General features: G+C 70.6%; 10 protein-coding genes and 1 riboswitch. Of the genes, 6 read left to right on the top strand and 4 right to left on the bottom strand.

Translation table 11 applies throughout. The features are described 5' to 3' along the window. Positions 1–47 precede the first annotated feature (47 nt). The 5 genes from RAN62_RS01030 to RAN62_RS01010 are packed head-to-tail and all read left to right on the top strand — an operon-like array spanning position 48 to position 3,076. On the top strand, positions 48–287 hold the full coding sequence (locus tag RAN62_RS01030) for a hypothetical protein (protein WP_305782499.1): 240 nt from the start codon (positions 48–50) through the stop codon (positions 285–287). Continuing rightward, positions 287–1,192 (top strand): FAD:protein FMN transferase, encoded by a 906-nt coding sequence (locus RAN62_RS01025; protein ID WP_305782498.1) that lies wholly within the window; start codon positions 287–289, stop codon positions 1,190–1,192. Before RAN62_RS01030 ends, RAN62_RS01025 begins: the two co-directional genes overlap by 1 nt. After that, entirely contained in the window at positions 1,189–1,764 is a 576-nt protein-coding gene (locus RAN62_RS01020) for a ferric reductase-like transmembrane domain-containing protein (protein ID WP_305782497.1), read from the top strand. The genes RAN62_RS01025 and RAN62_RS01020 overlap by 4 nt, the downstream gene beginning before the upstream one ends. Further along, a complete protein-coding gene (locus RAN62_RS01015; RefSeq protein WP_305782496.1) occupies positions 1,761–2,885 on the top strand; it encodes an NADH-ubiquinone oxidoreductase-F iron-sulfur binding region domain-containing protein in 1,125 nt (374 codons plus the stop codon). Before RAN62_RS01020 ends, RAN62_RS01015 begins: the two co-directional genes overlap by 4 nt. Beyond that, on the top strand, positions 2,882–3,076 hold the full coding sequence (locus RAN62_RS01010; protein WP_305782495.1) for a ferredoxin: 195 nt from the start codon (positions 2,882–2,884) through the stop codon (positions 3,074–3,076). Before RAN62_RS01015 ends, RAN62_RS01010 begins: the two co-directional genes overlap by 4 nt. On the opposite strand, the gene phoA is transcribed toward RAN62_RS01010, so the two are convergent. Next, positions 3,066–4,412 (bottom strand): alkaline phosphatase, encoded by a 1,347-nt coding sequence (phoA, locus tag RAN62_RS01005; RefSeq protein ID WP_305782494.1) that lies wholly within the window; start codon positions 4,410–4,412, stop codon positions 3,066–3,068. The genes RAN62_RS01010 and phoA overlap by 11 nt on opposite strands. 290 nt (positions 4,413–4,702) lie before the next feature. Then, positions 4,703–4,782: riboswitch (cyclic di-GMP riboswitch) on the top strand. A 14-nt stretch (positions 4,783–4,796) separates the two neighbouring features. On the opposite strand from phoA, the gene RAN62_RS01000 reads away from it, so the two are divergent. Next, positions 4,797–7,709, top strand: a complete 2,913-nt coding sequence (locus tag RAN62_RS01000; RefSeq protein ID WP_305782493.1) for a beta strand repeat-containing protein — start codon at positions 4,797–4,799, stop codon at positions 7,707–7,709. Positions 7,710–7,772: 63 nt separating this feature from the next. Here the strand turns inward: RAN62_RS01000 and RAN62_RS00995 are convergent, their stop codons facing one another. The 3 genes from RAN62_RS00995 to RAN62_RS00985 form a co-directional block, all read right to left on the bottom strand. Then, the gene (locus RAN62_RS00995; RefSeq protein ID WP_305782492.1) at positions 7,773–9,692 is read right to left on the bottom strand and encodes an ABC transporter ATP-binding protein; all 1,920 of its coding nucleotides are present in this window, start codon (positions 9,690–9,692) and stop codon (positions 7,773–7,775) included. 127 nt (positions 9,693–9,819) lie between these two features. Continuing rightward, a complete protein-coding gene (locus tag RAN62_RS00990) occupies positions 9,820–11,556 on the bottom strand; it encodes an ABC transporter ATP-binding protein (RefSeq protein WP_305782491.1) in 1,737 nt (578 codons plus the stop codon). Positions 11,557–11,559: 3 nt separating this feature from the next. Then, complete coding sequence (locus RAN62_RS00985) at positions 11,560–12,186, bottom strand: TetR/AcrR family transcriptional regulator (protein WP_305782490.1); 627 nt, start codon at positions 12,184–12,186, stop codon at positions 11,560–11,562. Between the last annotated feature and the right edge of the window lie 76 nt (positions 12,187–12,262).

Below are 12,262 nucleotides of genomic sequence, written 5' to 3'. Positions count from 1 at the left end.
GCTGCGGCATGTTGATTGAGTCGTCAACAAACGAGGGGGACGATTCGATGGACCGGGACAAGGCCCTGCGCCGCACCACGGCGATCACCGGAGCGCTGGTCGCCGCGAGCGTGGCCGGGACGCTGGCGGTCGGCGTGGCGGCGCACGCGAGCTCCGCCGACGAGATTTCCACGACCACCGAGGCCGGCAGCGGCTCTTCGGACAGCGGCACTACCACCAGCGACTGGCCGCAGCTCTCCGGCGGCGGCAGTGGCGACTCCGGCCAGGCCACCACCGGGGGGTCGTGATGCCGCTCGTCGAGACCCTGCCGGTCGGCGCCGACACCGCACAGTGGCCGGTCTGGGGCACCACAGCCCGGATCGTCGTCACCGACCCGGGCGCCGTGCCCGCGGCGGCCGCGCTGGTCCGGGCCGAGCTGGCCGCCGTCGACGCGGCGTGCAGCCGGTTCCGGGAGGACTCGGAGCTGCGGCGCGCCGGCCGGGCCCACGGCCGCCCGGTGCCCGTCAGCCCGTTGCTGGCCGAGCTGGTCGGCGCCGCCCTCGACGCGGCGCGGCAGACCGGCGGCGCCGTCGACCCGACCGTGGGCGCGGCGTTGTGCGGGCTCGGCTACGACCGCGACTTCGCCGCGATCACGGGACGCCGGGTCGCTCCGGCCGTACGGGTCTTCCCGGCCCCGGACTGGCGGGCGGTCACACTGACGTCGGACACGCTGGTCGTACCGGACGGGATTTTGCTCGATCTCGGAGCGACCGCCAAGGCCCTCACCGCCGACCGGGCCGCCGCGAGGGTGGCCGAGCGGCTGGGCGTGGGCGTGCTGGTCGCGCTCGGCGGGGACATCGCCACGGCGGGCCCGGCTCCGGAGGGCGGCTGGCGCGTGCTGGTCCAGGACCGGCCCGGCGATCCGAGCTGCGTCGTGCGGCTCCCGGCGGGGACCGCGCTCGCCTCGTCGAGCACGGCCGCGCGTACCTGGGGGAGGTCTCTGCACCACATCCTCGACCCGCGTACCGGCCGTCCGGCGCGCCCGGTGTGGCGTACGGTCTCGGTCGCCGCCTTCTCCTGCCTGCACGCGAACACGCTCTCCACCGCCGCCGTCGTCCTCGGTCACGGCGCCGCCGATCTGCTCGGCCGGGCCCCGGCGCGCCTGGTGACGCCGGCGCTCGACGTCCTGCGCCGGGGCGGGTGGCCGGCATGACGGACGCGCTCTGGTACTTCGGGCGGGGGACCGGGCTGGTCGCGCTCGTGCTGCTGTCCGTCGTGGTCGCGCTGGGCGTCGGGGCACGATCCGGGCGTACGGCCTTCGGGCTGCCCCGCTTCGCGGTCAACCTGGTGCACCGCAACGCCGCGCTGCTCGCCGTCGTCTTCCTGCTCGGACACGTGGTGAGCCTGTACTTCGATCCGTACGCGCAGCTGCGTCTCGTCGATCTGGTCGTGCCGTTCGCGGGGGAGTACCGGCCGTTCTGGCTCGGGCTCGGCACCCTCGGTCTCGACCTCCTGCTCGCCGTCGTGGTGACCAGCCTGCTGCGGCACCGCATCGGGGCGCGGGCGTGGCGGGCGGTGCACTGGCTCGCGTACCTGTGCTGGCCGGTGGCCCTGCTCCACGGCTGGCAGACCGGCACGGACGGCACGACCTGGTGGCTCCGGACGGTCGCCGTCCTCTGCGCCGCGCTCGTGGCGGCCGCCGTCGCCTGGCGGCTGTCGCCCGGGTTCGAACGCTTCCCGGACCGGGTTCCCCGCAAGCGCCCCGTGCTGGAGGAGGCTCGATGATCACCATGGAACGCCGGCTGCTGGCCGGGGACGACTCGCCGTTCGCCCAACCGACCGCTACGCAACTCGTCGCGTTGCTCCGAGAGGCCGGCTTGACCGGCCGGGGCGGCGCCGGGTTCCCGGCCTGGCGAAAGCTCGAAGCCGTAGCCGATGCCGGTCGCCCGCCCGTCGTCGTCGGCAACGGCGCCGAGGGTGAGCCGCTCAGTGGCAAGGACCGGGCGCTGCTCACGTACCAGCCGCAGCTCGTCCTCGACGGCCTGCGGATCGTCGCCCGGGCTCTCGGGGCGACGGCCACGCACCTGTACGTCCACCCCGCGCTCCGAGCCCTCACGGTGGGCATTCCGATGACGGTCGCGCCGGACGCGTTCGTGGCGGGGGAGGAGTCGGCGGTCGTGAACGCGCTGGCCGGGCGGGCGCCCGTACCGTCGGACAAGCGGATCCGGATTACGCAAGCCGGCCTCGGCGGGGCCCCGACGCTCGTGCAGAACGTCGAGACGCTCGCCCACATCGCGCTGATCGTCCGGCACGGGCCGCAGTGGTTCCGGTCGGCGGGCACCCCGGACGAGCCGGGCACGTTCCTGGCCACGGTCGGCGGGGCGGTCGCGGCGCCGGGGGTCGTCGAGGCCGGGTACGGCGTCCGCCTGGGCGACCTCGTCGACGCGGCCGGGGGCCCGGTGCAGCCGGTGCAGGCGGTGCTGGTCGGCGGCTACCACGGCGGCTGGGTGCCCGCGTGGCCGGAGCTTCCGGTGAGCCGGGCGGCGCTGGGGGCGTACGGGTCGTCGCCGGGCGCGGGGGTCGTCCTCGCCCTGCCGTCCTCCGCGTGCGGGCTGGCCGAGACCGCGAGCATCGCCGGCTGTCTGGCGGGGCAGGTCGCCGGGCAGTGCGGTCCGTGCGTCAACGGGTTGCCGCGCATCGCCACGACGCTGGCCGATCTGGCTGCCCGGCGCGCCCGGCCGGGACTGGTGGACGAGGTGACGCGACTGTCGGCCCTGGTGCAGGGGCGGGGCGCGTGCCGGCATCCGGACGGCACTGTTCGTCTCGTGCGAAGCGCCATGCGCGCCTTCGCGGCGGACGTGACCGCCCATCTGCACGGAGAGTGTCTGGCCGGAGGAGCGCGATGAGACTGCACGTCGACTGGACCGCTTGCGACGGCCGCGGCCTGTGCGCGGAGCTGCTGCCCGAGCTGATCACCGAGGACGAATGGGGATACCCGGTGGTCCGTACCGACGAGGTGTCTCCGCGGCTGGAGAAGGCAGCGGGCCGGGCAGTCGATCGCTGCCCGGCCCTGGCGCTGCACCTGCTCAGGAGATAGCGAGCGCGCGCTTCATCGTGAAGAAGAGGTCGGTCTGGTTCGTGACCCCCAGGACGTTGGCGGCCTGCGGGCCCCCGGCGGCGATCCGGACTTCGGTGCCGGTGTGCTGCTGCGAGCCGGTGATCTCCGACGTCGCATAGCTGATCGTCATGTTCGCCTTGTCGTGCGTGATCAGCGTGGCGGTGTAGCCCAGCGTCGCCGTCTCGACGATCTGGCTGGTGTGGCCGTGGTCGGCGGTCACGACGACCAGGGTGTCGGGGTGCGACTTCTGGTACTCGAGGACCTTTTTGATCGCGGCGTCGAAGCCGACGGTCTCACCGATCTGGCCGCACGGGTTGGCGGCGTGGTCCTGCTTGTCGATCGAGGCGCCCTCGATCTGCAGGAAGAAGCCCTTGCGGGAGCCGCGGGTCTGCTTGTCCAGCACGTCGATCGCCTTGGTGGCCATGTCGACCAGGTGTGGCTGGGTGGCGGTGCGGGCCGTGTTGGTCGCGCACGTGGCCGGGGCGGTGCCGGTGCGGGTCGGGGTCGGGCCCACCCACTCCAGGTCCATGTTGTTCTTGGCGAAGGCGCCGAGGATCGGCTGCTTGCCGCTCGCCTTGGCCAGCCCGGCCGCGTCGGTGACGACCTGGTAGCCGTTGGCCTGCGCCTGCTGCGTGACGGTCTTGCCCTTGTACTTGCCGGCCTTGACGGTCTGGTCGAAGTACTGCTTGCCGCCGCCCAGCAGGACGTCCGGCTTGGTCTGCACGAGCTGCTCGGCGATCGAGCCGGCGCCGCCGTTGACCTTGTCGTTGACCGCGCAGGTGGCCATCGCGTCGGGGCCCTTGCAGTCCCGGTTCACGACGTGCGAGCCGAGCACGGCCGGCGTCGCGTCTTGCAGCTCGGCGGTGGTGACGTCGCCCGTACGGTAGCCGGCCTTCTTGGCGAGCTCGAGGATCGTCGGCACCGGCTTCTCGTCCGGGGTGACCGAGATGGCGCCGTTGTAGGTCTTGTGGCCGGTCGCCCAGCCGGTGCCGGAGGCCGCCGAGTCGGTGACGTACTCGGGCAGCGCCGGGTTCTCCTTCTGCACGGCGTACGTGGTGTAGGCGCCGGTCAGCGGCAGCTTGTCCATGTTGAGCCGGCCGTTCGCGCCGACCTGGTAGTTGCGGGCGATGGTGATCTCACTGTCGCCCATGCCGTCGCCGATGAGCAGGATCACGTTGCGGGCCTTGCCGCCCTGGATCGCGTGCTTCGCGGCCTGCGTCTTGTCCGGGTGCGAGTCGCCGGCGAGCGCGACCGTGGGCACAGTCACCACGATCGCCGCCGCGGCGAGGCCGCTGAGGAGACGAGTTGCATTCATGCTCAATACAGCATCAGTCGTATCCGTCCAGTGTCTGGCCACCGGGCGAATGTCAGGGAAACGAGTTTGCTCCGAGCTTGTTTTTAAGGTCGGCGAAGTACCGATCCGTCGGTCACGAATCGGGCCGGACATGGCCGTTCGGACTAAAAGTCCAATTCCCGCACATGCCAATATTTCCGTGGTTACAGTACGAGCGGCGCAGTTCCCAGGTGCAGGTTTCCCCCGCGCTTGCCGGTGTGCGCCGCCGATTCCGGCCTCACGGCCGATGCTCCATCAGCCGTCGCGTGCGGCACCGAGAAAGGCAAACCCGTCGCAAGGCGGGGACGCAAAGCCAGGGACCTCCCGAGCGGGAGGCGGCCCAGCCGCCGAAGGAGACAGAAACACATGCGCTACAAGCCAGCCCACGCCAGCAAGAGCGGCTCGGTGCCGTTCGCGCTGCGTGGCCCGAAGTCGGCCAAGACGATCCTCTCGGCCGCAGTCGCCGGCGTCATCGGCCTGGTGCCGACCGTCCTGCTCTCGTCGCCCGCCATGGCCGACACGCACGGCTACATCACCGTGACCGCGGGCGCTGCCAGCGTCACTGAGGGTGGCACGGTCACCTTCACCATCGCCAACGCCGACACGAACTCCCACAGCGTCGCCCTGACCTGGACCGGCGGCACCGCGGCCAACCCGGCGGACTTCACTTTCACCCCGACCTCGCCGGTCACGGTGGCGGCCGGCTCGTCGGCCACCGTCACGGTCACCACGATCGCCGACAACACGTACGAGGGCGCCGAGACCATCACCATGCGTGGTGAGGTGGACGCCACCAACTATGGCGTGGCATCCGTCACCCTCAACGACGGCGACGCGGTCCCGACCTACACGCTGTCCGCGACCCCGGACCCGGTGCTCGAGTCCTCGGCCACGCCGACCGCGACGATCACGGCGACGCTGAACCGCCCGGTCGCCGGCGCCGCCACGGTCATCACGCTGAACACGGTGGACGGCACGGCCAAGGCGGGCACGGACTACACCGCCCTGACCAACGGCACCCTGACCGTCGCCGCGGGCCAGACCACCGGCACCGCGACGGTGAGCATCACCAAGGACACCGTCTACGACACGGCGGACATCGAGTCGTTCACGGTCAACGGCACGTCGGCCGGCACCGTCCAGGCGGCGTCGACGGCGGCCGGCTCGACCACGGTCAACATCCGCGACGCCCAGTCGGCGCCGGTCGTGTCGATCACCGGTGGCGGCAACGTCAACGAGGGCAGCACGGTCAACTTCAGCCTCGGCCTCGACCACGGCTCCGAGCGGGCCACCTCGGTCGACTGGGACGCGGCGGCCACGGCCGGCCAGAGCAACCAGGCCACCGCCGGCTCGGACTTCACCTACCCGACCGCCCGGACGGTGACCATCCCGGCCCTGCAGACGACGGGCTCGATCGCCGTCAGCACGCTGAAGGACAGCCTCAGCGAGCCGGACGAGTACTTCGACGTCACGCTGCGCAACCCGGTCAACGCCACGATCAGCGGCACGAACAACAAGGCGACCGCCACGATCACCCAGGGCGCCGACGCGCCGAAGGTGACCATCACGCCGACCTCGGTCACCGAGGGCGACTCGGGCAAGCAGTCCGCCACCTTCACCGCCACGCTGAGCACGGCGTCGACCCAGACCGTCCAGGTCAAGTGGTCGACCCAGACGGCGGGCTCGGGCCTGACCTACGCGCTGCCGGGCAAGGACTACGTCGACGCCACCGGCACCCTGACCTTCGCGCCGGGCGTCACCACGCAGACCTTCCAGGTCGACATCCTCGGCGACAAGATCGACGAGGGCAGCGGCGCGAGCCCGGTCGCGACCGACGGCGAGACCTTCAACCTCAAGCTGGACGTGGACTCCGCCTACGCCCAGACCGTCAACCTGAGCGACCCGGGCGCCAACCGGACCGTGAAGATCACGGACGACGACGCCACGCCGACCCTGGTCTTCGCGGACAAGGTGGCCAAGGAGGGCAACGAGGCCGCCGCGTGGCTCATGCCCGTCTCGCTGAGCAACCCGTCGGACCACCCGATCTCCGTCACGGTCGCGGTCGACAGCTCGGTCACCACCGGTGACCTGGCCGCCGCCGGCGCGATCGGGCAGAACGGCATGACCGACCTCCCGGGCGGTCACGACTACACCCTGCTGAACTTCAACTCGATCACCATCCCGGCCGAGGGCATGAGCGCCTACCCGGTCGTGCTGGTGAACGGCGACACGGTCAACGAGCCCGACGAGACCCTGCCGCTGAAGGTCACGCCGGACGCCGGCGCCGCCGGTGCCAGCTTCCTGGCCGCGGCGACCGCCAAGACCGCCAAGGCCGTCATCCAGAACGACGACGCCGTGCCGGACCTGGAAGTCAACAGCGTCACCGGCAAGGAGGGCGACACGGTCACCGTGACCGGCACGCTCACCGGCTGGCGGCAGGGCGACGCCTCGGCGATCGTCACCTTCATGGGCGGGTCGTCGAAGGGCAGCGTCGCCGCGAGCGACAACGACTTCGTCAACCCGGGCGCCACGGTCGTCGAGATCCCGTGGGGTGCCTCGACCGGCTCCACGATCAAGGTCGCGGACCTCAAGCTCAACACGGACACCACGGCCGAGCCGGCCGAGACGATCATCGCGAAGGGCACCGGCGTCAACAACACGTCGACGGTGACCGAGGGCATCGTCACGATCGCGGCCAACGGCACCACGCAGCCGCCGGCCGGGGCGCCGACGCTGAAGTCGGCCGCCAGCTTCCGGCTGGGCGCCGGTGACCTGCGGCTCACCGGTACGGCCGCCAACGGCGCCTCGATCAGCCTCTGGGGCAAGCCGGTGGGTGCGCCCGCCGACGCCGACTGGGAGAAGCTGGGCACCACGACCGCCAGCGCGTCCGGCGCCTACGAGTTCATGCCGGAGTTCACGACCACCGGCTGGTGGTTCAAGACCAACGACGGCACCAACGACTCGAACACGATCAAGGTGAACCTGAAGGAGGACCCGGACATCACGGCCCGGTCGTCCAGCAAGGGCGCGGTGACCGTGAACGTGGCCGGTGACCCGAAGATCCGGGGCCTCGCGGTCCGCGTGCTGCGCGCGCCCGCCGGCACCGACAACTGGGTGACCGTCGGCACGGGCATCATCAACAAGGACGGCACCTACACCCGCACCTGGACCGGCCAGAAGTCCGGCTCCAAGTGGGTCTTCCGGGCGTACGTCTACGGTGACGCCGACACCGGCGTGCTGACCAACTGGAAGGACAGCGGCACCGTCACGGTGCGCTGACTCTCCTGAGCAGCAAAGAGCGGGGCGGTCCGGAAGGACCGCCCCGCTTCGCGTTGCCCGGAACTACTCGACCTCCACTGCCGCCTGCGCGAACTGCGCGGCATAGAGCCGGGCGTACGCCCCGCCCGCCGCGGTCAGCTCCTCGTGCGACCCCTGCTCCACGATGGCGCCCTCCTCCATCACCAGGATCACGTCCGCGTCCCGGATGGTCGACAACCGGTGCGCGATCACAAAGGACGTCCGGCCCGTCCGCAAGGTCGTCATCGCCCGCTGGATCAGCACCTCGGTCCGCGTGTCGACCGAGCTCGTCGCCTCATCGAGGATCAAAATGCTCGGCTCGGCGAGGAACGCCCGCGCGATCGTGATCAGCTGCTTCTCGCCCGCGGAGACGTTGGACCCCTCCTCGTCGATCTCGGTGTCCATTCCCTCCGGCAGCGAGCGAACGAACCGGTCGACATGCGCGGCCTCCGCGGCCGCCGCCACCGACGCCGGCGTGGGTTCGTCAGCTCCGTACGCGATGTTGTCCGAGATCGTGCCGCCGAACAGCCAGGTGTCCTGCAGCACCATGCCGATGTGCTCGCGCAGCTCGGCCCGGGGCATCGTGGCGATGTCGGTCCCGTCGAGCGTGATCCGCCCGGCCGACACGTCGTAGAAGCGCATCAGCAGGTTGACCAGTGTCGTCTTGCCGGCCCCCGTCGGCCCGACAATGGCGACCGTCTGCCCGGGCTCGGCCACGAACGACAGGTCCTCGATCAGCGGCTTGTCCTCGGTGTAGCGGAACGAGACGTGCTCGAAGGCGATCCGCCCCCGCACCGCGGACACGCCCGAGCCGGCCGGGTCCGGGCTCTGCTCCGGGGCGTCCAGCAGAGCAAAAACCCGCTCGGCCGAGGCCACCCCGGACTGGATCAGGTTGGCCATGCTCGCGACCTGCGTCAACGGCTGGCTGAACTGCCGCGAGTACTGGATGAACGCCTGCACCTCGCCCAGCGACAGCGAGCCCGACGCCACCCGCAGACCCCCGACGACGGCCACGAGGACGTAGTTGAGGTTGCTGATGAACATCATGGCCGGCTGGATGAGACCGGAGATGAACTGCGCGCGGAAGCTCGACTCGTACAACTTGGTGTTGTGCTCCTCGAAGGTCTCGCCCGCCTCCTTGCCGCGGCCGAAGACCCGGACCAGCGCGTGCCCGGTGAACATCTCCTCGATGTGCCCGTTGAGCCGCCCGGTCGTCGCCCACTGCGCGACGAACTGCGGCTGCGACCGCTTGCCGATGCGCATGGTCACCCAGAACGACAGGGGTACGGTCACCAGCGCGATCAGCGCCAGCAACGGTGAGATCCAGAACATGACCGCCAGCACGCCGACGATCGTCAGCAGTGCCGTGGTCAGCTGGGCGAACGTCTGCTGGAGGGTCTGCGCGATGTTGTCGGTGTCGTTGGTGGCCCGGCTGAGCACCTCGCCGCGCGCCTGCTTGTCGAAGTACGACAGCGGCAGCCGCGACAGCTTCGCCTCGACGTCACTGCGCAACCGGTAGACCGTCCGTTGCACCGCGGTCGCGGTCAACCGGCCCTGCAGCACACCGAAGAGCCACGCCAGCACGTAGAGCGCCAGCACCCACAGCAGGACATGTTGCAGCCGGTCGAAGTCGATGCCCCGGCCCGGCACGATGTCCATCGCCTGCAGCATGTCGGCCCGGTTGTCCTGGCCCTGCGCGCGCAGCTGCTCGACGAGCTGCTCCTTGCTGACCCCGGCCGGCAGGTCCTTGCTCACCACGCCGTCGAAGATGATGTCGGTCGCGTGGCCCAGCACCTTGGGCCCGGCCACCGACAGGCCGACGCTCGCGATGCCGAGCAGCAGCACCAGGCCGACCAGCATCCGCTGCGGCTTGAGCATCCCGAGCAGCCGCTTGAGCGACCCCCGGAAGTCCTCCAGCTTCTCCGCCGGCATCCCGGCGCCCATCATCCGGCCCGGCCCGCCCATCGGCGGACCTCCCGCGGGCCGTCGTCCCCCCGGTGCGGTCACGCTGTGCCTCCCATGGGCATGCCCTCCTGGCCCTCGCCTGCGAGGCCGTCCGAAAGCGCGGCCGAGTGCCGCTCGGTGCAGTCGGTCATGCCGCAGCCTCCTGCTCAGTCAACTGCGACAAAACGATTTCCCGGTACGTGTCATTGGCGCCCATGAGCTCGTCGTGCGTACCGGTGCCGACGACCTTGCCGTTGTCCAGCACGACGATCCGGTCGGCGTCGCGGATGGTGCTCACCCGCTGCGCGACGATCACGACGGTCGCGTCCCGGGTCCGTTCGGCCAGCGCCGCCCGCAGGGCCGCGTCGGTCGCATAGTCGAGCGCCGAGAACGAGTCGTCGAAGAGGTAGATCTCCGGCCGGTGCACCAGCGTCCGGGCGATCGCGAGCCGTTGCCGCTGCCCGCCGGACACGTTCGTGCCGCCCTGGGCGATCGGCGCGTCGAGGCCGCCCTCCATGCGCTCGACGAAGTCCCGGGCCTGGGCGACTCCGAGCGCGTCCCACAACTCCTCGTCGGTGGCGTCCGGGTTGCCGTAGCGCAGGTTCGACGCGACGGTGCCGCTGAAGAGGTACGGCTTCTGCGGCACCAGGCCCACGACACCGGACAGTGCAGCCGGATCGAGGTCACGCACATCGACGCCGTCGACGAGCACTTGACCACCGGTGGCGTCGAAGAGCCGGGGCACGAGGTTGAGCAATGTCGTCTTGCCGGCGCCCGTACTCCCGATGACAGCTGTCACCTCGCCCGGCCGCGCCGTCAGGCTGACGCCGCTGAGCACCGCCGCCTCGGCCCCGGGATAGTGGAAGTCGACGCCGCGCAGCTCCAGGTGGCCGTGCAGCGGCAGCTCGGTGACCGGCCGCGCCGCCACGTGCACCGAGGTCTCGGTGCCCAGGACCTCCTCGATGCGCTCGGCGCACACCTCGGCCCGGGGGATCATGACGAACATGAAGGTCGCCATCATGATCGCCATGAGGATCTGCATGAGATAGCTCAGGAACGCGGTGAGCTCGCCCACCTGCATGGCGTTGTCGTTGATGCGGTGACCGCCGAACCACAGCACCGCGACGCTGGACACGTTGACGATGAGCAGGACGGTCGGGAACATCGCCGCCATCACCTTGCCGACCCGCAGCGACACGTCGGTGAGCTCGTCGTTCGCCCCGCCGTAGCGCGCCTGCTCCCGCTCGTCGCGGACGAAGGCGCGGATGACCCGGATGCCGGTGATCTGCTCGCGCATGATGCGGTTGACCTTGTCGATGCGCACCTGCATCGTGCGGAAGAGCGGCCGCATGATGGACACGAGCACCACGACCACGGCGATCAGCACCGGGACGATGACCAGCAGCAGACCGGAGAGCGGCACGTCGAGGCGCAGCGCGAGCACGATGCCGCCGACGCACATGATCGGCGCCGACACCATGAGCAGGAAGGACATCAGCACCAGCATCTGCACCTGCTGGACGTCGTTCGTGGTGCGGGTGATCAGCGACGGCGCGCCGAACTGCCCGACCTCCCGCGTCGAGAAGGCCATCACCCGCTCGAAGATGGCGGCCCGCACGTCGCGCCCGACCGCCATCGCGGTGCGCGCGCCGAAGTACACCGCCGCGATCTGCGCCACGATCGCCACGACGGTGATGCCGAGCATCTCCAGGCCGACCCGCATGACATAGCCGGTGTCGCCGGGCACGACGCCGTTGTCGATGATGTCGGCGTTCAGGGTGGGCAGGTACAGCGTCGCGAGCGTGGCGACGAACTGGAAAAGCACCACCAGCAAGATCGATTTTCCGTACGGCCGCAGCCGCGCGCGTAACAGTCGGATCAGCACCGCTCAGGCACCCCCGTGGTCGGACGAATCTCGGACAAGCAACCCGTCGAGGAGCAACGACACCAGCTCCGCCCCGTGGAAACGGTCGGGCTCGCCGAACGGGCCGAACGTGTTTGCTCCGCAATAGAGCAGAAGCAGCCGGGCCACTTCACCCGGTTTCCGCCGCAGCCGGGCGGCGTCGGGCGCGATGACCTCCACGAGCGCGGCGTGCAGGCGCTCGCGCGACGAGATCATCCGCTGCACCGCCTCGGGATGCGACCCGACGGCCATCACCAATTTGCGCGCGGCCGTCATGAGCTGCGCGTTTTCCTCGAACCGGGCCTGAATCAGCTCGGCCGCCCGGGCCAGCCGGGGCCGCAGCTCCTCGCGCAGATCGATCTCGCCCAGCGCCCGGAGCGTCGGCTCGGGATCGATCGCCCGGGTCACCGCGGCGACAAGCAACGAGTTCTTGTCCTTGAAGACGCCGAAGATGGTCCCCTCGGCCACCCCGGCGGCCTGGGCGATCTGCCGCGTGCTCACCTCCGTCCCGAACTCGTGCAGCAGCGGAATCGTCGCCTCCACCAGCGCCGCCCGCCGCTCGTCCGGGGCCATGGCCGGCACCCGCCGGCGCCTCACTTGCTCGTTGCTCACCCGGCCACTCTAATGAGCGAGTACTCACTCAGCCACTGACATTTGTCATGGATCCTGGTTGCATCGCACCCTGGCA

The sequence above is a fragment of the Symbioplanes lichenis genome (genome assembly GCF_030709675.1).
In the GTDB taxonomy this organism is placed as follows: Bacteria; Actinomycetota; Actinomycetes; order Mycobacteriales; family Micromonosporaceae; genus Actinoplanes; species Actinoplanes lichenis.
Note: the sequence above shows the minus strand (reverse complement) of the source record. Positions and strands in the feature narration are given on the sequence as shown.